At 62.7% G+C, this 21,526-nt stretch carries 22 protein-coding genes and 1 tRNA gene; 8 read left to right on the forward strand and 15 right to left on the reverse strand.

Going from position 1 to position 21,526, the window contains the following annotated elements:
* Positions 1–7 precede the first annotated feature (7 nt).
* From VH564_RS02105 to VH564_RS02115, 3 genes are all read right to left on the reverse strand, one after another.
* Entirely contained in the window at positions 8–1,036 is a 1,029-nt protein-coding gene (locus VH564_RS02105; protein WP_423338170.1) for an LLM class flavin-dependent oxidoreductase, read from the reverse strand.
* A 230-nt stretch (positions 1,037–1,266) separates the two neighbouring features.
* Positions 1,267–1,677, reverse strand: coding sequence for a hypothetical protein (locus VH564_RS02110; protein ID WP_423338171.1), 411 nt, complete (start codon positions 1,675–1,677; stop codon positions 1,267–1,269).
* A gap of 215 nt (positions 1,678–1,892) precedes the next feature.
* Positions 1,893–2,390, reverse strand: coding sequence for a histidine kinase (locus tag VH564_RS02115; RefSeq protein WP_423338172.1), 498 nt, complete (start codon positions 2,388–2,390; stop codon positions 1,893–1,895).
* Positions 2,391–2,709: 319 nt separating this feature from the next.
* On the opposite strand from VH564_RS02115, the gene VH564_RS02120 reads away from it, so the two are divergent.
* The 5 genes from VH564_RS02120 to VH564_RS02140 all read left to right on the forward strand — a co-directional run bounded on the left by VH564_RS02120 (position 2,710) and on the right by VH564_RS02140 (position 5,300).
* On the forward strand, positions 2,710–2,955 hold the full coding sequence (locus tag VH564_RS02120; protein ID WP_423338173.1) for a hypothetical protein: 246 nt from the start codon (positions 2,710–2,712) through the stop codon (positions 2,953–2,955).
* 30 nt (positions 2,956–2,985) lie between these two features.
* Positions 2,986–3,174 carry a hypothetical protein gene (locus VH564_RS02125; protein ID WP_423338174.1) on the forward strand — a complete coding sequence of 63 codons (189 nt, stop codon included), beginning with the start codon at positions 2,986–2,988 and terminating at the stop codon, positions 3,172–3,174.
* 331 nt (positions 3,175–3,505) lie between these two features.
* A complete protein-coding gene (locus VH564_RS02130; RefSeq protein ID WP_423338175.1) occupies positions 3,506–4,528 on the forward strand; it encodes a hypothetical protein in 1,023 nt (340 codons plus the stop codon).
* Positions 4,529–4,809: 281 nt separating this feature from the next.
* On the forward strand, positions 4,810–5,022 hold the full coding sequence (locus VH564_RS02135) for a hypothetical protein (protein WP_423338176.1): 213 nt from the start codon (positions 4,810–4,812) through the stop codon (positions 5,020–5,022).
* A 122-nt stretch (positions 5,023–5,144) separates the two neighbouring features.
* Positions 5,145–5,300, forward strand: coding sequence for a hypothetical protein (locus VH564_RS02140; RefSeq protein ID WP_423338177.1), 156 nt, complete (start codon positions 5,145–5,147; stop codon positions 5,298–5,300).
* Between the two features lie 56 nt (positions 5,301–5,356).
* Here VH564_RS02140 and VH564_RS02145 read toward each other — a convergent pair.
* The 3 genes from VH564_RS02145 to VH564_RS02155 all read right to left on the reverse strand — a co-directional run bounded on the left by VH564_RS02145 (position 5,357) and on the right by VH564_RS02155 (position 7,671).
* Positions 5,357–5,433, reverse strand: a tRNA-Pro gene (locus VH564_RS02145).
* Positions 5,434–5,596: 163 nt separating this feature from the next.
* On the reverse strand, positions 5,597–7,078 hold the full coding sequence (locus VH564_RS02150) for an esterase-like activity of phytase family protein (protein ID WP_423338178.1): 1,482 nt from the start codon (positions 7,076–7,078) through the stop codon (positions 5,597–5,599).
* Positions 7,079–7,302: 224 nt separating this feature from the next.
* Positions 7,303–7,671, reverse strand: coding sequence for a hypothetical protein (locus VH564_RS02155; protein ID WP_423338179.1), 369 nt, complete (start codon positions 7,669–7,671; stop codon positions 7,303–7,305).
* 254 nt (positions 7,672–7,925) lie between these two features.
* On the opposite strand from VH564_RS02155, the gene VH564_RS02160 reads away from it, so the two are divergent.
* A complete protein-coding gene (locus VH564_RS02160) occupies positions 7,926–8,969 on the forward strand; it encodes a LacI family DNA-binding transcriptional regulator (protein ID WP_423338180.1) in 1,044 nt (347 codons plus the stop codon).
* A 42-nt stretch (positions 8,970–9,011) separates the two neighbouring features.
* Here VH564_RS02160 and cysN read toward each other — a convergent pair whose 3' ends face one another.
* The 3 genes from cysN to VH564_RS02175 form a co-directional block, all read right to left on the reverse strand.
* Entirely contained in the window at positions 9,012–10,487 is a 1,476-nt protein-coding gene (cysN, locus tag VH564_RS02165; protein ID WP_423338181.1) for a sulfate adenylyltransferase subunit CysN, read from the reverse strand.
* A gap of 1 nt (position 10,488) precedes the next feature.
* Positions 10,489–11,442, reverse strand: coding sequence for a sulfate adenylyltransferase subunit CysD (gene cysD / locus VH564_RS02170; protein ID WP_423338182.1), 954 nt, complete (start codon positions 11,440–11,442; stop codon positions 10,489–10,491).
* A gap of 95 nt (positions 11,443–11,537) precedes the next feature.
* On the reverse strand, positions 11,538–12,269 hold the full coding sequence (locus VH564_RS02175) for a phosphoadenylyl-sulfate reductase (protein WP_423338183.1): 732 nt from the start codon (positions 12,267–12,269) through the stop codon (positions 11,538–11,540).
* 358 nt (positions 12,270–12,627) lie between these two features.
* Between VH564_RS02175 and VH564_RS02180 the strand changes: the two genes are divergently transcribed.
* The gene (locus VH564_RS02180; RefSeq protein WP_423338184.1) at positions 12,628–13,074 is read left to right on the forward strand and encodes an RrF2 family transcriptional regulator; all 447 of its coding nucleotides are present in this window, start codon (positions 12,628–12,630) and stop codon (positions 13,072–13,074) included.
* Between the two features lie 39 nt (positions 13,075–13,113).
* On the opposite strand, the gene VH564_RS02185 is transcribed toward VH564_RS02180, so the two are convergent.
* Positions 13,114–14,442, reverse strand: a complete 1,329-nt coding sequence (locus VH564_RS02185; protein ID WP_423338185.1) for a chloride channel protein — start codon at positions 14,440–14,442, stop codon at positions 13,114–13,116.
* 138 nt (positions 14,443–14,580) lie between these two features.
* The gene (locus VH564_RS02190) at positions 14,581–14,787 is read right to left on the reverse strand and encodes a hypothetical protein (RefSeq protein ID WP_423338186.1); all 207 of its coding nucleotides are present in this window, start codon (positions 14,785–14,787) and stop codon (positions 14,581–14,583) included.
* A gap of 146 nt (positions 14,788–14,933) precedes the next feature.
* Between VH564_RS02190 and VH564_RS02195 the strand changes: the two genes are divergently transcribed.
* Positions 14,934–15,992, forward strand: a complete 1,059-nt coding sequence (locus VH564_RS02195) for a LacI family DNA-binding transcriptional regulator (RefSeq protein ID WP_423338187.1) — start codon at positions 14,934–14,936, stop codon at positions 15,990–15,992.
* A gap of 26 nt (positions 15,993–16,018) precedes the next feature.
* Here the strand turns inward: VH564_RS02195 and betA are convergent, their stop codons facing one another.
* The 4 genes from betA to betI all read right to left on the reverse strand — a co-directional run bounded on the left by betA (position 16,019) and on the right by betI (position 21,413).
* Positions 16,019–17,668, reverse strand: a complete 1,650-nt coding sequence (gene betA / locus VH564_RS02200) for a choline dehydrogenase (protein WP_423338714.1) — start codon at positions 17,666–17,668, stop codon at positions 16,019–16,021.
* Positions 17,669–17,822: 154 nt separating this feature from the next.
* Positions 17,823–19,286 (reverse strand): betaine-aldehyde dehydrogenase, encoded by a 1,464-nt coding sequence (gene betB, locus VH564_RS02205; RefSeq protein WP_423338188.1) that lies wholly within the window; start codon positions 19,284–19,286, stop codon positions 17,823–17,825.
* Between the two features lies 1 nt (position 19,287).
* The gene (gene betC, locus VH564_RS02210) at positions 19,288–20,817 is read right to left on the reverse strand and encodes a choline-sulfatase (protein ID WP_423338189.1); all 1,530 of its coding nucleotides are present in this window, start codon (positions 20,815–20,817) and stop codon (positions 19,288–19,290) included.
* Positions 20,814–21,413 (reverse strand): transcriptional regulator BetI, encoded by a 600-nt coding sequence (betI, locus tag VH564_RS02215; protein ID WP_423338190.1) that lies wholly within the window; start codon positions 21,411–21,413, stop codon positions 20,814–20,816. Before betI ends, betC begins: the two co-directional genes overlap by 4 nt.
* Positions 21,414–21,526: the final 113 nt, after the last annotated feature.

Here is a 21,526-nt window from a genome sequence, read left to right on the forward strand (position 1 = left end):
ATCCGCGTCAGCCCAGAATCTCGCGCACCATCGGCACGACCTTTGTGCCGTAGAGCTCGATGCAGCGCATCAGTTTTTCGTGGGGCAGGGGGCCGGCGCTGTATTTGAGGTCGAAGCGGGAGAGGCCGAGCGCCTTGACGGTGGCGGCGATCTTGCGGGCGACGGTTTCCGGCGAGCCGACATAAAGCGAGCCGTGCTCGATTTCCTGCGCGAATTCCGCTTCTTGCATCGGCGGCCAGCCGCGCTCCGCGCCGATCTGGTCGCGCATGCGCTTGTAGTCCGGCCACAGTTCCCTGCGGGCCTGCTCGTCGGTATCTGCGACATAACCCGGCGAATGCACGCCGATCGGCTGCATCGGTAGCTTCAACTGGTCATAGGCGCGCTTCGACAGGTCGACATAGGGCGCAAAGCGCTTCGGGTCGCCGCCGATGATCGCCAGCATCAGGGGCAGGTTGTAGCGCGCGGCCCGGACCACGGATTCCGGGCTACCGCCGACCCCGATCCAGGTCTTGAGGCTGCCGGTCTCGATCGGCGGAAATACCTGCTGGTTGACGAGCGGAGGACGGATCGTGCCTTTCCAGTTCACCTCTTTCTGGGTGATCAGGGCGGAGAAGATCTCCAGCTTTTCCTCGAAAAGCGTCTCGTAGTCGCGCAGCGGAAAACCGAAGAGCGGAAAGGATTCGGTGAAGGAGCCGCGTCCGAGAATGACCTCGGCGCGGCCGTTGGACAGCGCGTCGATCGTCGAAAAGCGCTGGAAGACGCGGATCGGATCGTCGGAGGAGAGGACGGTGACGGCCGAGCCAAGCCGGATGCGGGTCGTGCGCACCGCCGCCGCGGCGAGCAGCACTTCGGGGGCAGAGACGGCGAAATCGGCGCGATGATGTTCGCCGATGCCGATGAAGTCGATGCCGACGGAATCGGCCAGCACGGCCTCCTCCACGACATTGCGCAGCACCTGCGCATGGCTCAGCGGCACGCCGTCGAGCGACGATGTGACGTCGCCGAAGGTATCAAGTCCGAATTCGATGGGGTTCATGATCGCGCTCCGCTGAAGTTAGGCCGGGTGCCGTGTGGCGGGATGCGTTTAGCATGGGCTGGCCGCCAGCCCTAGAGCCGTTCCGGCGACAGTGCGTAGCGGTTTTGCGTCACGAAGTGCGTCGTTAAAGAAAGGCAGGGAGTACAGTATTGAAGCTAGGCGCTGAAATGCGCTGATACACACAGGCGGCTGAGAGCCGCCTGTGTGATGTCGTGCGGGTGGCTGCGAAGTTAGCTGGCGGCGGGCGTCGGCGCGGGGATCAGCAACTCCTGGCAATAGGATGGGCCATTGACACCAGGCATGTCGCCGAGGATGCGCACGGAGCGGATGACATAGTCCGACGAGGTGGTGATGTCGGCCTTGCAGCTCAAGTTGACGGTGCGGGCAGGCTTGCCGCCGTCTGCCGTCTGGCCGCCGATGCGGGCTTTCTTGTAGCCGCCGCGCCAGTTGTAGACCCGGCCGCCACCGTCGTCATGGTCGGAGATCGGCGGGCCGTAGGCGGCGAAGAACTTGCCGGCCGACTTGCCGGACCAGTAGGCTTCCACTGGGTTGGCCTTCATGATCGGTATGGCGGTGGAAACGGTCGTGCAACCGGCGAGGGCTGTAAGCAGCCCTGCCGCAGAAATCATGCGGATGTTCATCATATCGTCCTTGAGCTCATTCTCGCGCATTGACGGTCGGAAAAGCCGCTGTCCCGCGCCGTTCCCGTCTGTCCCGCCCACGGCTTTAGCGCGTCGCTGCGAAAAAGAAAATTGCCATTAGCGGGCTAAAGGCGAATTTGCAGCCTGTGTTGCACTAATTGTCCGCCGCCGGCACCCATCCGCCGCGGATCGGGTGCTGGCTCCGTGAGAACCGCTTACTTGACGGGGACGAGCGAGGAAAGGATGCCGGTCAGTTCCTTGTCGTGCTTGCTGCCCGTGTCCTTGGAGCCCCAGTAGGTCACGACCAGCAGCTTGCCGGGCGCCGGCGACAGGAAGGCCAGTTCGACATCGACGGCACCGTCATTGTCGGTGCCCTGCCAGCCGAGCGTCGACATCTTCATGCCGTTGATCGTGCTGTCGCCTTCATCCTTCTGGGTGGCCGGATCGATCTTCACGCCGCTCTTGGTCAGAAAGTCGATGGCGTCGCTCACGACCTTGTCGGTGGACTTTTCATCGGCGACATCGATCGAGAAATAGATTGCGGAATCATCCGAGGTCGCGTCGATGCCGCTATCAGTTTCCTTCGGCGCCCAGCTGTCGGGAATGGTGACGGATGCGATCGGCGCATCGCTCGGAAACTTGAGCGTTGCAGCCTGCGCGAGAAGCGGCAGCGCGAGCGTGAAGGCGAAGGCGGTGAGAAGCGTCTTTTTCATGGGAAATCCTTTGGTCGTGTCGCCTGATTGCGGAAGGCAGCAAAGGGCAACCCTGTCTTTGCGCGGCCGCTACAGTGGTCCATTTTTCCCTGAAAATCGATAGGGCCGCGCCTCTGGCAAGCGATCAAAAATGGGTGGATCAGCGCCTCTCTGATGCTGAAGAGCTATGCTTCGAAATGCAGGCGGTTGCGCATTGGGAGACGCCAGGCTGCATCCTGCCGGAACCAAGCCCGGCCACAGTGGTTCATGTTGGGAGACGATAAACAGACAAGGCTACGCGCTCTATCAGAGCGACCAAGTGGAACGGAAAGGCAGTGACATGGCAACTCCAGACAATCCCGGCACCGGCGACGCGAAGACCCCGGAAGCGGATGCCAAGGGTCAGTACCGCAAGCTGCTGAAAAGCAGCGACAACGACGGGCTCCACAGCGCCCGTCCGCGCGTCGTCACCGGCTCAGAGGATGCAACGCTCGACAAGAAGCCGGCTGGCGAGAAGGAAGCGGGCAAGGATTGGGACGTCAACTACGATCCGGCCGACATGAATGAAGGCAAGTTCCGGGGTTAGTTTAACCGCATTCGAGCCGGGGGACACGCCATGAACGAGCCGCGTTTTGTGGCGAAGAGGGACCGCAGCGGTACATGGTCCGTCATCGACAACGCCAACCACATGGTCGCCGAGATGCGCGGTGTACCGCTCATCGCGCTCGGCCGCGACCTCGCCAAGGACATAGCCGCCTTGCTCGTCATCGAGGCCAACGACAACCGCCCTGACGAGCTCGGCTGAGCCTGCTTCGGTGATTTTGATGCGGCTGCCGTAGCGTCGCTTTGCCCGTTTTCCTTCAAATGATGCATCATCGCAATTGCCATCCTCCGCCTGCGCCTGTGTCCTGAGCGAGGAGAGTGAGGTCGTTGAAAGGGTTATGGGCAAAGATCGGCTCTTATCGTCAAGGCTGTATACGCATGAAGTCATATGCAACTTAAGCACTTGAAATTCGCCCAAAAGTTGCTATCCCCCGTTTATGCGCGTTTTACTTCTGAGTATGATTTTTTTGTGTGCTCTTGCCGTCAGGGCTCCCGATTTGTGGCCGCCCAGGTTCTGGGCTGAGGATGCGTCGATGTTCCTAAGCGACCAGCTTCGGTTCGGCTGGCAGGCCTTTTTCTTTCCCTATGCCGGTTATCTCCATGCAATTCCCCGGCTCTCTATGATGCTTATCGACCTTTTTCCACTGAGTTGGGCAGCTAGCCTGTCGATGATCATCGTCGTGGCAATGACAGCTTGGAGCGCATCCATCATCATTCGAGTCTGCGGCGCCGGCGCGGGGGGCGCAATCGCCGCAATCGCCCTAGTTCTCGCCAGCGGCTGGACGGAGCCTGTCGGAAGCGTCACCAACCTGCAATGGGTGATTGCGCCGGGACTGCTGGCTTTAATTTTGAAGACAAGCGCGATTGGCCGAGCAGAAGGGCTTGTTTTTGCTTTTCTGGCATCGCTATCGGGCCCATTCGCTGCAGCCTTCGCGCCATTGACGGCGATCGTCGTCGCCACTCAGTTCTATCGTTACAGGTCCATCAATTGGGTAGCGATCATCGCCGGCATTTCCGGTCTCGTACAGGTGCTGGTTATAGTTCTGTCCCCCGAGTCTACGGGCTCTCAGAAAGCAGAGCCCGTCTGGCTGTTTGCAAGATTGCTGGCGCTGCCGTTCGGCTATTCACCTTTGCCGCTTGTTGCCGCGTTGCTTCTGGTTGCAACCTTGTTTGCCGGGGAAAGTCGATGGCTTCGGGCTGGGCTTGTTTCGGGCGTGCTTCTGCTGACGGCGATAGTTTGCGTCAAATTCAACCATCTACCGCGAATTTTTGAAGCTGGCACAGTGGGACAGAGATACTGGTACGTCCAAGGCGTCTTGTGGGTCATGGTCGCCGCCTCAGCTCTGTCAGATGTGTCGAAGATTGGAAAAGCGCTGGCAGTGAGCGGCCTGTTGTTGACGTTTCTGCAGGTCAACAAAGAGCCACTCAGGCGAGAATGGCCATGGCCGACGCAGAGTTGGAGCGGCTTCGTATCAGAAGCTCAAATGAGTCCCGCAACACATCACTACGCCCCTGGCTGGAATTTTGACCTGGATTTGAGCGGCAGCAAAAAATAGTCGCTGGAATTCACTTGGCGCTTGCTTCGTAGCCGCCGAGGATGGCGCGACTTGTCAAGTCGCTCTGGACGAATGGCAGATGCCATTGGCAGCAGAAGCGTTTTGCCTGACATCAGCCGGGTTTCATCCTCGTGAAAGGCCAGCTGCGGTCTGTCGGTTCGCCAGCTTTTACCTGCCTGCATCAACCATATAGGCCACGGCTGCCCGGTGAATCGTCGCTCGCGCGGAACGATCACAGCCTTCCTTCGTTTCACGTCCGGGATCACCAAACGGAGCCGATGATGTCCAGTTTGCATGTTGAGCACGGGAAAACACTACAGCCGTCCTCCGGCTTTGCCTCTTCGACTTCGCAGCCGCAGTTCGCCCATGGCGGCAACGGCAGTTGCGGCAACGCCCAGCCTGAGCCCGCCGCTCGCCTGGAAAGCCGGCAACCACATGGCGCCGATGCCCTGGTCATGCTGCAGCTCGCCTCCTTCGAAGGAAGGGCGCTCTGAACGAGGGGCTCGTCGCCCAGCCTATGCCTGCGCCGCCGGAGGACGGATCGCGGCAATAGAAGAAAGTGTGAATTCGCTTGAAATAAGGCGCGCCGCAAGAGCACGCCATCAGGGAGAAGCCCATGAACGACGTCCGAGATCAAGCCCCGGCGCCTGACGACGCACCCCATTCCGCATCCGAGCTGGCAAGCATCAGGAGACTGCTCCGCGCCAAGGAACAAGCCTGGCTGCGCCTGCAGAAGGAAGCTCAAGCGCGGGACCAATGCCGGCAGCTTTGAGCGTCTGCGAACAGAGTTCGCGTGTGTCGGAATGAAATTCGGGATGTTTTTAAGACTGGTCGGAGTGGAGTGATTCGAACACTCGACCCCCACGTCCCGAACGTGGTGCGCTACCAGACTGCGCTACACTCCGTGACCAGCGGCGTCTTCATAGACCAGCGTTTTTGGTTAGACAAGACCAAATCGATTGGTCCCGATTTTTTGCGAGGCGTGGCCGGGCTGCCTGCAAGGGCGGCCTTGGGCGCAGGCTGGAAGAGGGCGGACGGTGGTGCCGCCCGTCCTCTTTCAGGGCGACCTTATTTCCGGGAGAGGCCAGGAATGGTGACCTGGAAGACCTGGAACATGGTGTCGACATCAGCGCCGCCGTCGCCCTTGTAGGCGGCGCCGACCTGGAAGCCGTCCTGGGTCAGGAAGTCGTTGTCGTTGGCGACGAACAGGAAGTAGTCGTCCGGGAGTTTCTGGTCGAGGACGCTGGCAAGCGACATCGCTTCCCATTTTTCCGAAAGATTGTTGCGGTCGTTCGGGGCGCCGTTGTGAAGGCCGAAGCGGGCAAGCGCAGCCGCGTCGTTGAGGTCGATGAACGGCGTCCGGGTGGCCGGGGTGACCGATGGGTCCAGCACGCCCTTGGGCGCCACGGGCTTGTCGGCATCGAAGGCCGAGCCGGCGATGTCGGTGGCCTTGGAGAGGTCGACGAGGTCGATCCCGCGGTGGAGAGAGGTGTCGCCTTTCTGGCCGTAGCCGTTATTGCTGTCGCGCGCGAGCATGAGGAACGAGGTCGGCGACAGCGCGACGATTTCGCTCTGGGCGGCCACCGCCGTCTTTCCCTTGGCATCGGTGAAGACCGGCAACTGCACTACATATTCGTGGATCAGCTTCAGGTGATCGACGTCGCTGGCGTCATAGACGAGGGCGCGGGTGTTCTGGCGGGTGCTGCTGCTGTCGCCGCCGTCCTGGCGGGTCGCCGACTGCAGCACGGCGATCAGCGTCTTGCCGTCGGGCGTCAGCGCCATGCCTTCGAGGCCCTGGTTGTTCTGCCGGCCGGTCTGCGGGTCCTTCGGGTCGGGCGCGCTGTCGCCGGGGCCGGGATTGTTCGAGGCGAAATTCGGCTTGCCGTTGCGCATCGGGACCAGCGCGGCCGGTGGCTGCGTCGCCGATACGAGACGGCCGTCGGCGGCAAAGTGATAGATGTTCGGGCCATATTCGTCGCTGATCAGCATCGAGCCGTCGGCAAGGCGCGCGATCGCTTCGTTGTCGAGCGAGATTTTGCCGTTCGAGGCCTGTGGCAGCATCGGCAGTGTACCGCTTGCGGCGCGAACGCCCGACGAAGGGTCGAGCCCGGTCATGTCGGCGCCCTTGTCGTCATGCAGCAGCATCGTCTTCGTCAGCTTTGCGTCCACGCCCGATTGTTCCTTGCCGGCGACCGGCGCAGCACCGGGGGCGGTGGGTGTCAGCTGGATGTCGATGGTGTTGATGCGCGGGCGGTAATCGGTGGTGCCGGCAACATTGTAGCCGCGGTCCGGCAGCAGCCAGAGGCTACCCTTGTAGCCATCGGCGGTGCGCGTCCAGCTCTGAGGATCGATCGCCATGCCCGAGCCGGAGCCGAAAGTCTCGCCGAAGGAATCGCGCTGGTTGGCCGGAATACGGCCGATGCCGACAAGGCCTTTGCTAATCGGTGACGGACCGGCCATCGACGATGCGTCCTCGGCGTGAACGGGCATGATGGTTGCCGCCACCAGCAGGCTGGTGGAAAGCAGCAGTCTCTTCAGGGAAATGGTCATCGTCTCGATATCCTCCGGAATCTGATGCCGAGCGGGCGTTGCCTGCGCGATGGAAACATCCCGCAGGTTGCAGCAGTCGGTCGGTCTCACGGGTTCTAGGGCGGTTGTGTGATAGCTGGATGACGGGCTTCAGCGACCTCTCACGCGGCAATCGCAGCGCGGCAAGCCACGTACGGGAATGGCGGCGAGGTCAGCCAGAGAAGGCGCAACGACAGGCGTTGAGCCTATTCGGCGGCAGTGGTTCGAAAAGGCGAGGGGAGGCGGATCTTGCGGATTGCACCGCCGAGAACGACGCCCCACATGCCGCTCGCCATGTCGATGATGATGTCGAACGGCCGACCGTCATCGCCTGTCGTGACCACATGGGCGAGGCCGAGTGCGCAGACGGTGCCGATGACCATCAGGAATGCGAAAGAGGGCGAGTCCGGATAGGCGACGCGCGCCAGGCAACCTGCTGCACAGAGTGCGATGATGCGGTAGATATCGAAGGGATTTCCAATCTCGGCCTGCCAGTTAATATGCGCCAGCGTCAGAGCGACGAGAGCTGCCACATAAAGCCAGACGCTTATTTTCAAGAGCCGATTGGTATCCATGGAGGCAGCATATAGCAGCCGAAAAAGACAAAACTAGCGTCCTGCCGTCCTAAAGCGTCTCTGGCAGCACACAAATTGTGACGATCCGATACAAATGCGAAACTCGACATATGCCACTGATCCAGGTGGTGCGTGAAACTTCGAAGCCGGCAGGCTGCTGTCACGGTGATCCAAAAAAGCTTGCATGCGTATTGAAAAGCCGACTGGGCGCTGCACACTGGCAAGCGCAACGTCGGCATGGCATGGATGGGTGCATGGTTTTAAAACGGACCGGAACGGAAGCGGCAACGCGGCGAAACAAGCGATCGCGCGTGAGGCTGAGCGACGTGGCGGAAAGGGTGGGCGTCAGCGCAATCACTGTCTCGCGCGCCCTGCGAGATCCAGACAAGGTGTCCGTCGATCTCCGTCGCGACATCCTGCAGGTGATCAAGGAGATGGGCTATGTGCCGGATCTTGCGGCGCGTGCGCTGGCGGGTCGGCACAGCGGCATCATTGCCGTCCTGGCGCCGGCGATCAACACCCAGATCCTTGCCGACATCATGTGCGGTATCGAAGCCCGCATCCGCGACACCGGTCTGCAGACGCAATATGCCAACACCATGTACAGCGGCGAAAACGAGCTGGAACAGGTCCGCAGTTTCCTCGCCCAAAACCCGGCAGGCATGATTTTCGTCGGAACGGAGTCCTGCGAAGAAACCGCCGCCACCGCGGCCAGTGCCCCCTGTCCCATTGCCTATATCCTCGATCACAGCCAGGAACCCGGCCAGATGGTGATGACCGTCAGGCATATGTCGGCCGGCGAAGCGGCCACCCGCTATTTATGGTCGCGCGGCTATCGCCGTATCGCCCTGATCGGCGGCTGCCCGGACGTCCGGGTCCGCCAGCGCCTGAAGGGATACGAGAATGTTCTGCGTTCGGAAGGGGCTCTTGATTCGGCGCTGGTCATTCACGAGGCGCGCCCGACCAGCGTCGCGCTCGGCTGCAAGCTGTTTTCGGAGTTGCTGGACCGCGCGCCTGATATCGATGCCGTGCTTTGCCAGAATGACGATCTGGCGCTGGGCGTCCTCTTCGAATGCCAGCGTCGCGGCATTCGCGTGCCCGAGGACCTCGGCATATGCGGCGTCAACAATCTGGAGTTTTCCGCCTCCACCCATCCGCCGCTGACGACGGTCCACATGCCGCGTTTCGATCTCGGTTTCCAGGCAGCCGACATGCTGGTGCGCGCCATCGCGGGCGAAGGTCTGTCGCCGAAAACCGCCCTGGATTTCACGCTGATCGCGCGCGGGACGACCCGCTAGGCGGCTGCGGGGTGCAAGAGATCCCGCTGCCGCCGAGGTCCTTCAGATGTCGCTGGCCGCATTCGCCCACAACTCGGCCGCCTGCGCCGAAGTCATGTGGCGGATCTCCGCCTCGTCGCGGCGGCTGGCAAATAGTTCGCTTGCCATGATCTGTTCGGCAAGATCGGCCGGCAGCGACAACAGCACGCGCCCGTTGCCCTGATCCATCGAATCGATGCTCGCCCGCTTTCCCGACACCATGCCGCCAGCCACCGTGTTGTTGGTGTCGGCGTCGATCAGGATGAAGGCGCCGGTCGAGCGGTTCTGATCATAGGGGTCGAAGATCGCCTGTTCATCGAACATCAGGCGGACCTTGCCAATGGCGTTCATCGGCAGCGAGGTTGCCGCCTTCCATGCGCCGCTCTTAAGCTCCAGCTGACTGACGGGCATGACCTGTACCCGCTGGCGGCGGCTACCGCTTTTCAGCCAGTAGCGCTTGCCAGAATGAATGCCTTCCGGCTGCAGCGCCACGATCTGCGCGTCGAAGGAAAGGCCTACCTGCGGCTGGTTGTCGATGGCGACGATCATGTCGCCGCGCGACACATCGACCTGGCGGTCGAGCACCAGCGTGATCGCATCGCCGGCAACTGCTGCGTTGCGAACGAGGTCGAAGGTGACGATCTTGGAGACATTGGCAACCATGCCCGAGGGCAGGATCATGACGCTGTCGCCAGGCTTGACCGCGCCGCCGGCAACCGTACCCTGATAGCCGCGGAAACTCTCGCCGGGCCGCGACACGCGTTGCACCGACAGGCGGAAGCCGACCGCCTGCGACGAGCGCACGGTGGCAAGCTCCAGCGCCTCGACCAGCGTCGGGCCCGTATACCAGGGCATCGAAGCGGCGCCGGAGTAGACGACGTTTTCGCCCTTCAGTGCCGACATCGGGATCGTGGTGATCTGCCTGATCCCGAGCGTATCGGCAAATTCCTTGAAATCATGGGCGATCTTGTCGAAGCCGGCGCGGTCGTAATTGGTGAGGTCGATCTTGTTGATAGCCAGCACGAACTGCTTGATGCCGAGGAGCGAAGCGATCGTCGCGTGACGGCGCGTCTGCTCCAGAATGCCGACACGCGCATCGATCAGAAGGATGGCGAGGTCTGCCGTCGAGGCGCCGGTCGCCATGTTGCGGGTGTACTGCTCGTGGCCCGGCGTGTCGGCGACGATGAAGGAGCGGTTGTCCGTCGCAAAATAGCGGTAGGCGACATCGATGGTGATGCCTTGTTCGCGCTCGGCCTGCAGGCCGTCGAGCAGCAGCGCGAAATCGGGCAGGCCGAGGTCGTTCTGCTTGCCGGTGGAATCGCGGCGCAATGTTGCGGCCTGGTCTTCCTTGATGGCCTTGGTGTCCCAGAGCAGGCGACCGATCAGCGTCGACTTGCCGTCATCGACGCTGCCGCAGGTAATGAGGCGCAAGGGGCGGCTGTCGCGCACGGCTTTCGCGGACTCGCTCAAAGGGAGGGTGAGGACGTTTGCAGCGGTCATCTCAGAAATATCCTTCACGCTTCTTCTTTTCCATGGAGCCGGACTGGTCGCGGTCGATGGCGCGTCCCTGCCGCTCGGAAACCGTTGCAATCTCGAGTTCGCCAATCACCTCGTCGAGCGTGGTCGCCTCGGAGCGGATGGCGCCGGTCAGCGGGAAGTCACCGAGCGTACGGAAGCGGATCATGCCTTCCTGGCGCACTTCGCCGGGGAGCAGTTCGAGCCTTGGGTCTTCGGCCAGGATCATCATGCCGTCGCGTTCGACGAAAGGACGCTTCTTGGCGTAGTACAGCGGCACCAGCGGAATGTCCTCGGCCTGGATGTAGCGCCAGATATCGACTTCGGTCCAGTTCGACAGCGGAAAGGCGCGCACGCTTTCGCCCTGGCGGATCATGCCGTTGTAGATGTCCCAGAGTTCCGGGCGCTGGTTGCGCGGGTCCCAGCGGTGATCGGGCGTGCGGAACGAGTAGATGCGCTCCTTGGCGCGGCTGGCTTCCTCGTCCCGCCGCGCGCCGCCGAAGGCAGCGTCGAACTTGCCGGCATCGAGCGCCTGCCGCAGCCCTTGCGTCTTCATGATGTCGGTGAAGACAGACGATCCGTGGGTGAAAGGCGTAATGCCCTCTTCGGCACCGCGCGGATTGATGTGTTCGATCAGGTCGAGATCGTAGGTCTTCGCAATCTTGTCGCGAAAGGCGATCATCTCTGAGAACTTCCAGCCGGTATTGACGTGCAGCAGCGGGAAGGGAACGCGCCCGGGATAGAAGGCCTTGCGGGCGAGATGCAGCAGCACCGACGAATCCTTGCCGACCGAATAGAGCATCACCGGTCGCTCGAATTCCGCCGCCACTTCCCGAAAGATGTGGATGGATTCGTTCTCAAGGGCTTTCAGATGCGGATCGAGCGGCGGCTTGATGCTCTGCGGATTGCTCAGTTCCGTATCCGGGCGGCTGTCGGGCATGATGAATTCCAACTCTGTCGTCGCCGACCGCTTGGGGCGGCCGGAATAAAGGAAATGTCTTTGAAGGCGGGATGGGGTGGTGCTGCGAGGGTGTCTCAGGAAGCGACGACCGGATCTTCGGCGACATGCAGGCCGCATTCGCGGGTCTCGTCGTTTTCCCACCACCATCGGCCGGCGCGCTCGGGCTCGCCAGGCTTGATGGCGCGCGTACAGGGCTCGCAGCCGATCGACGGATAGCCGCGTGCATGCAGCGGATTGACCGGTACGGCATTGTCCGCCACGTAGGCGCGGATGCGATCGATGTCCCAGTCGGCCAGCGGATTGATCTTCAGCAGACGCCGCTCGGCATCGTATTCGGCAAACGGGGTATCGGCGCGATTGGCGGACTGACCGCGGCGCAGGCCGGTGACCCAGATGGTCGCGCCTGCCAGTGCGCGGGCAAGCGGCAGAACCTTGCGCACACCACAGCAGGCATGACGGGCCTCGACGCTCTCATAAAAGCCGTTCATTCCGTATCGCGCCACGAAGGCGTCGACATCGCTCTGCTCGGGTTCGAAACGCCGGATGGATATATCGTAACGGCTCTCCGTCTCGTCGATCAGCGCCAGCGTCTCGGGAAACAGGCGCCAGGTCTGGAGGGTCGAAACCTCGATCGGGAACCGGTGGGTGCCGATTTCGGCGGTGATGACCTGGTCTTCGATGCCAAGGCTCGTGGTGAACACCGCATGGCCGAGGGTCGCCGCCAGCGACAATCGGCCGGCAAGGTCGAGTTCGCCAAGCCTGTCGTTCAATGCTTCGGTATCTTCAATCGGATTGATGGCAGTCATCGAAAAACCCTGTCCTCACGGTGCTGCAATATCGCAGACCTGAATGCACAAAGACAGAAATTCGATTTCTAAAATGCCCTGCCGTGAGCAAATATCTCTCACGTTGGCAAATACCGCGGAAAAGCAACCGCCTTAACCGCTTTCGGCAAACATCTCCGCCGCCCACGACGGGTGTCGTCGTGGCTATATCTACCAATCTAGTAGAGTTATAGTCTGCTTGTCAAATGGATTTCCATCCCTGCGCGTGGCGCCGTCAGCCAGATCCCCCAGCGTTCAAATTCCGTTCAGGCGGCGTGCGCCATAAGGAATAAGGACTCTTATAAGGTGCGCTTGGCGACCATGGGTGAGTAGCGATCGAATGATAACGCAGAAGGCAAAATACGCGTTGCGGGCGCTGACCATCCTTGCCCGGGCGGATGCAGGCGTACCGGTGTTGATTTCCGAGATCGCTACGCAACAGAAGATCCCGAAGAAGTTTCTGGAGCAGATCCTGCTCGAACTCAAGCACCGCGACATCGTCGAAAGCCGGCGCGGCAAGCAGGGTGGCTATCTGCTGTTGAAGCCGGCCGAGGAAATAACCTTCGGCGAGATCCTGCGGATCATCGACGGCCCGATCGCGCCGCTGCCTTGCCTGTCGCTGACAGCCTATCGCCGATGCAGCGATTGCGACGGCGAGCAGGGCTGCGAAATCCACCACGTCTTCTCCAAGGTCGCCGACGCCATGCGCAAGGTGCTGTTCAACACCACGATCGCCGACGCCCTCCGACGTCCCGAAAGCGCCACGGTCACCCGTCTGCTGGCCTGATCCTGGTTCTGTCACCGCTTTGCTGCGGACAGCATGTCATCACTGCGCACGCCGCGCCCGGATGGCGGCGGCGATGAAGACCCGCGACAGGCCGTGATAGAGCGGCTCCGGCGACAGCATGCGTGACGTCACATATCCGAGCATCGATACCGCCATGATCGGAATGACCGCCTGATGGTCGCCGGTCATCTCGAGAATGATGACGAAGGCCGTCATCGGCGCCTGCACCACACCCGCGAAATAGCCGGCCATGCCAAGAATGGCGGCGAGCGCGATACTCGTTCCCATCAGTGCCCCGACCGTGCTGCCGAAGCCCGCTCCGACCGCCAGAGACGGCGCGAAAATGCCGCCCGGAATGCCTGAGATCATCGACAGGAAGCTTGCCAGCAGTTTTTCGGCGAAGAACAGGTGCGGCAGCGCATGGCCTTCGACGGCGCCACGCGCCTGGTCATAGCCGGTGCCGAAGGTATTGCCGCTCGAGACGATCCCGATCATCGCCACGGCAAGGCCGCAAGCGCCGGCAAGAAAAAGCATCCGCCTCAGCGGTTGCGGCTGTGCCCAACGGCGGATGCGCAGCCCGCAATAGAGCGCCATGCCGCTGAAGCCGGCACCGAGCGCGCCGCCGCCGATGCCGCAGACCAGCACCAGGCCCCAATCGGCCAGAAGGGTCGGCGCCGTCACCGCCGTGCCGAAATAGTTGTAGCTGCCGGAAAGCCCGAGCGCGGCGAGGCCGGCGAGAATAACGGCCGTCAGCACCAGGCCATTGGCGCGGGCCTCATAGGTCCGGCTCATCTCCTCGATGGCAAAGACGATGCCGGCGAGCGGCGTGTTGAAGGCCGCCGCGATCCCGGCGGCGGAGCCGGCGAGAATCAGCCCGCGCGCCTGCGCCATGCCGCCGAACCGCGCCGCCGCCAGCATGATCGCGGCGCCGACCTGGACCGTCGGCCCCTCGCGGCCGATAGAAGCGCCGGACATCAGGCCGAGGACCGTCAGCAGGATCTTGCCGAACGCAACGCGGAGAGACAGCAGCCGCACCCGGTCATCCTCCTGGTGCAGGTGCCGGGCGGCGATCGCCTGCGGAATACCGCTGCCCTGCGAATTCGGAAACAGCGTGATGGCCAGCCAGGCCGACAGCACGAAGCCAATAGGCGTGATGACAAGCGGCAGCAGAAAGCCCCACGTACCCGCTGTGGTGACCGCGCCGAACAGATGCTGGGCCATGTCGGCGAGCTTGGCGAAGCCGACGCTGATCAGCCCGATGGCCACGGCCCCCGCCCAGAACACGAGCCGCGGCCGCCAGGCACCATAGGAGCCCCAGATAATCCGGGATCGGCGTATAAATTTCGATTTTCGATAGAAGGCGGACATGGCGGCTCTTGGAGGCAGAAAGCGGGGGCTGCGCGGGGTCTATGGGGCGCCCCGGTTAGGGTGCCCTTATCGACCCGCCTCGCGCGCCTTGCAAGGCGGAAATGGTCAAGGGCACGGACAACCGCTCGTCCGAGCCACTCACCGAAGTCGACGGTCGATGGGCAATGTGAAGGACCAGGCGCTGGCCCGTTTGCGCACACGACGCCGGAAGATCGCTTGCAGGACAAGAACGGCAAACCCCTCCGACGCGGCCGGAGACTGCCTTGCTTCCTCAGGTTCCGGATCGTCCGGGTCGCCAAATCGCTCGATGTAGAGGTCGGCATAGAGGCGCGAGATCGATGACATGGCGGTCACTCCCTTCAGTCGGCAGTAAATGGAGACGGATTTTGAATCGATTCAATAATCGCGCCCGACCGATCGCCTGTCAAGGGAAAGTTGAATCGATACAAAGCGCGCGCTATGCTCTGAATCAACCGCAGTCGGAGAACGGTATGAAGGAAAAAAATGCAAAGCTGGCCGATGTTGCGCGGGTAGCGGAGGTGTCGCAGGGAACGGCCTCCAACGTCTTCAACCGGCCGGATGTGGTGCGCGAGGAAGTTCGCGAGCGCGTGCTCAAAGTGGCCGCCGCATTGGGCTACAGGGGCCCCGACGTGAAGGGCCGCTTGCTCAGGGCGGGCAGGGTCAACGCTATCGGCGTGGCAACGGTCGAGCCGCTATCCTATTTCTTCGATGACCCATGGGCGCGCGCGATCATGACGGCGATTGGCGACGTCTGCGATCTCAGCGGCACCGGGATCGCGCTGGTGTCGGCCAAGAGCCAGGAAAAGCTGGCCTGGAACGTCAACAGCGCCCTGGTCGACGGGTTCATCCTGCTCTGTGTCGAGGGCGGCGAGAAGCTTGTCGAATTGACGCGCGAACGACAGTTGCCGTTTGTCGCACTGGCGCTGGGCGAGGAAGACGTCTCGATCCCGAAGATCGGCATCGATAACAGGGCAGGGGCAGCCATTGCGGCGCACCACCTGGGTGAGCTGGGACACAGGCAGGTTGCGGTGCTTGCGATCGGACACGACGACGTGCCGCCGGGGCAGATCTCGCCGGCGCTGCTCGACACTGCCATGGGAGGGAGCATGCGGGAGCGCATGCGTGGCTACTGGCAGGGCATGGAGACCTTCGGTGTCGGGCCGGACGACATTCCGGTGTTTTCGACGCTGAACGACCAGCCGACGGTCGAGGCGGCACTTTCGGCCTTGTTCGCCGCTCCGGTGCGGCCGACCGCGATTCTCGCCATGTCCGACCGCATCGCGATGCTGGCGCTGCACTGGCTCTCGGATCGCGGCATCGCCGTGCCCGGTGAGGTGTCCGTCGTCGGTTTCGACGGTGTGCCTGAGGCGGCGCTGTCGCAGCCACCTTTGACGACCATCGCCCAGCCGCTTGCGGAAATCGGGCGGCGGGCAGTGGCGGCGATACTCGAAGGCGCCGGCCCGGTGCATTCCGACGTCGTTGCGGTAGACCTGATCGTCCGCAAGAGCACGGCTGCCCCGAGCAGATAGGTCTCGTGCGTTGGACGCCGCAATCCCTACCGGTCGCTCACCTCCCAGCGCGGGTTGATCCAGGGTTCCTGGTTGGAGCGGGCCAGCGGCTGGCGGCCAAGGATGTGGTCGGCGGCTTTTTCGCCGGTCATGATCGAGGGACCGTTGAGGTTGCCATAGGTCAGCGATGGGAAGATCGAGGAATCCGCGACACGCAGGCCTTCCACGCCGATGACGCGGGTCTCGGGATCGACCACGGCCATCGGGTCATCCTTGGCTCCCATCTTGCAGGTGCCGCAGGGGTGGTAGGCGCTCTCCAGGTGCTCGCGCAGGAAGGCGTCGATCTGCTCGTCGGTTTCGACTGTAGCGCCCGGCTGGATTTCCGGGCCGCGATAGTGGTCGAAAGCCTGCTGCCCAAAAATCTCGCGCGTCAGCCTCACGCAATGGCGGAATTTCTCCCAGTCCTCGGGATGGCTCATATAGTTGAAGTTGATCACCGGGTCGGCCATCGGATCAGACGACCGCAGCGTCACCGCGCCGCGCGACTTCGACAGGTTATAGCCGACATGCACCTGGAAGCCGTGGCTCTTGGCGGCCGCCTTGCCGTCGTAGCTGATGGCGACCGGCAGGAAATGGTACTGGATATCGGGCTGCTTGACGCCGGGGGCCGAGCGCAGGAAGGCGCAGGCCTCGAACTGGTTGGAGGTGCCGAGGCCAGAGCGGGTGAACAGCCATTGCGCGCCCGCCACGCCCTGCCAGAACCAGGGCAGCCACGAATAGAGCGACACCGGCTTGGTCGACACCTGCTGGAAATAGAATTCCATATGGTCCTGCAGGTTGGCGCCGACGCCCGGCCGGTCGACCTTGACCTCGATGCCCATCTCCTTGAGGTGGGCCGCCGGCCCGATCCCCGACAGCATCAGCAGTTTTGGCGAATTGAACGAGGAAGCAGCGACGATGACCTCCCTGGTGGCCTTGATCACCTCGATCTTGCCTCCGCGTTCCACCTCGACGCCGACGGCCCGGCCGTTCTCGATCACCACCTTGCGGGCAAAGCAGCGGACCAGGGTGACATTCGGCCGCTTCAGGGCCGGCCGCAGATAGGCGTTGGCAGCCGACCAGCGGCGGCCCTTGTAGATGGTCTGCTCCATCAGCCCGAAACCCTCCTGTTTCGAGCCGTTATAGTCGTCGGTCGCCTCGAAGCCCGCCTGCTTGCCGGCCTCGATGAAGGCGTGGAACAGCGGATTGCGAAAACCGCCGCGCTGCACATGCAGCGGCCCGTCGGTGCCGCGCCAGCCTTCCTCGCCGCCATGGCTGTTTTCCATCCGCTTGAAATAGGGAAGCACGTCGGCATAGCTCCAGCCATGGGCGCCGAGATCGTCCCAGCGGTCGAAATCCTCTGCATGGCCGCGGACATAGACCATGCCGTTGATCGAGGACGAGCCGCCGATGACCTTGCCGCGCGGCGCGGTGATCCGCCGGTTGTTGAGGTTCGGCTCGGGTTCGGACAGGTAGCCCCAGTTGTAGCGATCCATGCTCATCGGCCAGGCGAGCGCTGCCGGCATCTGGATGAACGGCCCGAAGTCCGTGCCGCCATATTCCAGCACGATCACCGAATGCTTGCCGTCTTCCGACAGCCGGTATGCCATGGCCGAGCCGGCCGAGCCGGAACCGATGATGACGAAGTCTGCTTGCATGGTCATGTCTCTTTTTGATCTCCCCCCTTGTGGGGGAGATGTCACGAAGTGACAGAGGGGGGTGATGCGGCAAACTCGACGTTTGCGGAGGCCACCCCCCTCTGTCGGCTAGCGCCGACATCTCCCCCACAAGGGGGGAGATCGGCCAGACAATTCAATACGGCGCCTGCACCGGCCCCATCGCGACGTAAACCGTCTTCAGCTCCGAATAATGCTCCAGCGCCGCCAGCGAGTTCTCGCGGCCCAAGCCGGATTGCTTGGAGCCGCCGAAGGGGATTTCGACGGGGCAGAGATTGTAGGTGTTGATCCAGAGCGTGCCGGCTTCCAGCCGGTCGACGACGCGGTGGGCGCGGGTGATGTCCGACGTGAAGACGCCGCCGGAGAGGCCGAATTCGGTGCCGTTGGCGCGCGCGATCACCGCGTCCTCGTCGTCGAAGTCGAGCACGCACATGACGGGCCCAAAAATCTCCTCGCGGGCGATGGTCATTCCATCCGTGACGTCGGCAAAGACCGTCGGCTGGATGTAATAGCCTTCGCCGGAGACATCGTTCGGAATGCCGCCGCCTGTGATCAGCGTCGCGCCCTCGGCCTTGCCCTTGTCGATATAGGAAAGAACCTTGTCGCGTTGCGCGAGCGATACCATCGGCCCGACCTGCGTTGCCTCGTCCATGGGATCGCCGATCACCATCGCTTCGGTACGCGCCTTCAGACGCTTCAGGAACTCGGACTTGATCTTCGAGTGGACGAAGACGCGGGTGCCGTTCGAGCAGACCTGGCCGGTCGAATAGAAATTGCCGAGCATGGCGCCGCCGATGGCGCTGTCGATGTCGGCATCGTCGAAGACGATCAGCGGCGATTTCCCGCCGAGCTCCATCGTCACATGCTTCAGGCTGCCGGCCGCGCTGGCTGCCACCTTGCGGCCTGTTGGCACCGAGCCGGTCAGCGACACCTTGGCGACGTCAGGGTGGTTCACCAGCAACGGGCCGGTGGTGCGGTCGCCCTGGATGACGTTGTAAAGCCCCTTCGGCAGCCCGGCCTCAACAAGGATTTCGGCGATCTTCAGGGCGCCGAGCGGCGTGTTTTCGGATGGCTTGAAGACCATGGCATTGCCGGCGATGAGGGCGGGCGCGCCCTTCCAGCAGGCGATCTGTTGGGGGTAGTTCCAGGCGCCGATGCCGACGCAGACACCGAGCGGGACGCGCTTGGTATAGGCGAAATCGCCGCCGAGCGGGATATAGCTGCCGTTGAGCCCGGCTGCCGCGATGCCGCCGAAGAATTCGAAGCTGTCGGCGCCCGAGGTTGGGTCGGCGACGATGGTCTCCTGGATCGGCTTGCCGGTATCCAGCGTCTCCAGCTCGGACAGTTCGCGGTTGCGCTCGCGCATGATGTCGGCGGCGCGCTTCAGGATGCGGCCGCGCGCGGTCGGGCTCATGGCGGCCCATTCCGGCTGGGCGCGCTTGGCCGCGGCGATCGCCATCTCGACGATGGCCGGCGTTGCCGCATGCAGCCGGGCGATCACCTCGCCGGTGGCCGGATACAGGCTTTCGAACACGGCGCCAGCCGCGTCCTCCACATATTTGCCGTCGATGAAGTGCGAGGCTTTCGGTTGGGCTTTCATCTTATTCTCCGCGCGGATAGCGTTTGGATTCTTCCAGGGTGTCGAGGTTCATGTGGTTGCGCATGTAGCGCTCCGAGGCCTTCTGCAGCGGCTGGTAGTCCCAGGGATAATAGGAGCCGTTGCGCAACGCCTCGTAGACAACCCAGCGCCGCGCCTGGCTTTCGCGCACGGCGGCGTCGAAGGCGCCCATGTCCCAGCGCTCCTCGCGCTTGCGCCGGAACAGGGCGACGACCTCCTCGAAATCCGGGTCGTCGGCCAGATTGGTGAGTTCCAGCGGGTCGGCCTCGAGATCATACAGCAGGTCGGGGTCGAGCATGCAGTGGATGTATTTCCACTTGCCCTCGCGGATGCAGACGAGCGGCGCATAGGAGCCCTCGGCGGCATATTCCATCAGCACCGGCTCGGTACGCTCCGCGCCGTTGATCAAGGGCACCAGGCTCATGCCATCCGTCCAGGGCTCGATGTCGTCCATCGAGATGCCGACCAGCTCGGCCATCGTCGGGGTCACGTCGAGATTGGAGGTGGGGGCTAGATGCAGGCCGGGCTCAACGCCGGGGCCGGCCACCATCAGCGGCACCCGGGCGGACCCCTCGAAGAAGTTCATCTTGAACCACAACCCGCGCTCGCCGAGCATGTCGCCGTGATCAGAGCAGAACAGGATGAAGGTGTTGTCCAGCATCCGCGTGCGCGTCAGCGTGTCGATCAATTCGCCGACTTTCTCGTCGAGATAGGAAATATTGGCGAAATAAGCCTGGCGGGAGCGTCTGATATGCGCGTCCGTGACCTCGAAATTCTTGTAGTCGCAGGAGTGAATGATGCGTTTCGAATGGGGGTCCTGCTCTTCGTCCGGCAGCATGCCGACCTCGGGCATCAGCTGGTCGCAGCCCTCATAAAGGTCCCAGAATTTCCGGCGCGCCACATAGGGGTCGTGCGGATGGGTGAAGGACACGGTGAGGCACCACGGCCGACGATCCGCGTCGTCGTTCTCGCGGCTGAGGTGGAACAGCTTCTGGTTGGCCAGAAACGCCACCTCGTCGTCATATTCCATCTGGTTGGTGATCTCGGCGACGCCGGCGCCGGTGACCGAGCCGAGGTTGTGATACCACCAGTCGATCCGCTCGCCAGGCTTGCGGTAATCCGGCGTCCAGCCGAAATCGGCCGGATAGATGTCGGTTGTCAGTCGCTCCTCGAAGCCGTGCAGCTGGTCGGGCCCGACGAAATGCATCTTGCCGGACAGCGCCGTGTAGTAGCCGGCGCGCCTGAGGTGGTGGGCATAGGTCGGGATCGACGAGATGTACTCGGCGGCATTGTCGTAGACCCGCGTACGGCTCGGCAACTGGCCGGCCATGAAGGAGGCGCGGGCAGGGGCACAGAGCGGCGACGAGGTGTAGTTGTTGCGAAAGCGCGCCGAGCGGGCGGCGAGCGCCTTCAGATGCGGCGCATGCAGAAAATCCGCCGGCCCGTCCGGAAAGAGCTTTCCGTTCAGCTGGTCGACCATGATGATGAGGATATTCGGCTTGGTCTCGGTCACGGGGTCGGTCCTTCGGCAAGGGCTGTCAGCTGGGTGGTGATGTAATCTTCCGTCAGCGCGATCGAGGCTTCAATCCCTGTCGGCACCGAGCGCAGACTTTGCCGGATATAAAGTCCGTCGATCATCGCAGCCGCGCCCTCGGCGATGCGTTCCGCGTCATCGGCGGCGCAAAGCGGCCTGAGGTTGGCAATGAGGTTCGAGCGCAGCCGGCGCGCATAGATCACCAGGAAGCGACGGGTCTCCTCGGAGCGCTGCGCCTCGGCATAGAAGGCGAGCCAGGCGGCAATCGTTTCCGGCGCGAACTGTTCGGCCTGGAAGCTGACGCGGATCAGCGCCGACAATTTCTCGCGATGGGCCGACGCTGCCGCAAGGGCTGTCACCGTGTCGTTGCGCAGCTGGCGTAGGAGGGAGCGGATGGTTTCCTGCAGCAGGCGCTCCTTGCTGCCGAAATAATGGTGGGCAAGCGCTGCCGAGACACCGGCCTCCCGGGCGATTTCGGACATGGTGACAGCAAGCGATCCGTGATCGCCGATCACCCTGAGGGCGGCATTGACGAGCGCCTTGCGGCGCACCGGCTCCATTCCGACTTTCGGCATCGAGATCTCCTGATGGCGGCATCGTATTTTTGATTGAGCCATCAATCAACGAAAATCGACGCCCGCGGGATTGATTTCGATCAGTCCGGCCCCGGGGGCTTCAAGTTAGGGTT

The sequence above is a fragment of the Rhizobium sp. HT1-10 genome (assembly GCF_049472505.1).
Taxonomy (GTDB): Bacteria; Pseudomonadota; Alphaproteobacteria; order Rhizobiales; family Rhizobiaceae; genus Rhizobium.

Coding starts and splice junctions, on each gene's coding strand:
- VH564_RS02190 (WP_423338186.1), bottom strand. CDS start 14,787: ATGTCATCGATCTCGCGCCTCTATGCCGACCTCTACATCGAGCGATTT.
- cysN (WP_423338181.1), bottom strand. CDS start 10,487: ATGACCGCTGCAAACGTCCTCACCCTCCCTTTGAGCGAGTCCGCGAAA.
- VH564_RS02155 (WP_423338179.1), bottom strand. CDS start 7,671: ATGGATACCAATCGGCTCTTGAAAATAAGCGTCTGGCTTTATGTGGCA.
- VH564_RS02125 (WP_423338174.1), top strand. CDS start 2,986: ATGAACGAGCCGCGTTTTGTGGCGAAGAGGGACCGCAGCGGTACATGG.
- betA (WP_423338714.1), bottom strand. CDS start 17,668: ATGCAAGCAGACTTCGTCATCATCGGTTCCGGCTCGGCCGGCTCGGCC.
- VH564_RS02150 (WP_423338178.1), bottom strand. CDS start 7,078: ATGACCATTTCCCTGAAGAGACTGCTGCTTTCCACCAGCCTGCTGGTG.
- VH564_RS02195 (WP_423338187.1), top strand. CDS start 14,934: ATGAAGGAAAAAAATGCAAAGCTGGCCGATGTTGCGCGGGTAGCGGAG.
- VH564_RS02135 (WP_423338176.1), top strand. CDS start 4,810: ATGTCCAGTTTGCATGTTGAGCACGGGAAAACACTACAGCCGTCCTCC.
- VH564_RS02160 (WP_423338180.1), top strand. CDS start 7,926: ATGGTTTTAAAACGGACCGGAACGGAAGCGGCAACGCGGCGAAACAAG.
- betB (WP_423338188.1), bottom strand. CDS start 19,286: ATGAAAGCCCAACCGAAAGCCTCGCACTTCATCGACGGCAAATATGTG.
- VH564_RS02180 (WP_423338184.1), top strand. CDS start 12,628: ATGATAACGCAGAAGGCAAAATACGCGTTGCGGGCGCTGACCATCCTT.
- betI (WP_423338190.1), bottom strand. CDS start 21,413: ATGCCGAAAGTCGGAATGGAGCCGGTGCGCCGCAAGGCGCTCGTCAAT.
- VH564_RS02130 (WP_423338175.1), top strand. CDS start 3,506: ATGTTCCTAAGCGACCAGCTTCGGTTCGGCTGGCAGGCCTTTTTCTTT.
- VH564_RS02110 (WP_423338171.1), bottom strand. CDS start 1,677: ATGAACATCCGCATGATTTCTGCGGCAGGGCTGCTTACAGCCCTCGCC.
- VH564_RS02185 (WP_423338185.1), bottom strand. CDS start 14,442: ATGTCCGCCTTCTATCGAAAATCGAAATTTATACGCCGATCCCGGATT.
- VH564_RS02120 (WP_423338173.1), top strand. CDS start 2,710: ATGGCAACTCCAGACAATCCCGGCACCGGCGACGCGAAGACCCCGGAA.
- VH564_RS02115 (WP_423338172.1), bottom strand. CDS start 2,390: ATGAAAAAGACGCTTCTCACCGCCTTCGCCTTCACGCTCGCGCTGCCG.
- VH564_RS02140 (WP_423338177.1), top strand. CDS start 5,145: ATGAACGACGTCCGAGATCAAGCCCCGGCGCCTGACGACGCACCCCAT.
- VH564_RS02105 (WP_423338170.1), bottom strand. CDS start 1,036: ATGAACCCCATCGAATTCGGACTTGATACCTTCGGCGACGTCACATCG.
- VH564_RS02175 (WP_423338183.1), bottom strand. CDS start 12,269: ATGACTGCCATCAATCCGATTGAAGATACCGAAGCATTGAACGACAGG.
- cysD (WP_423338182.1), bottom strand. CDS start 11,442: ATGCCCGACAGCCGCCCGGATACGGAACTGAGCAATCCGCAGAGCATC.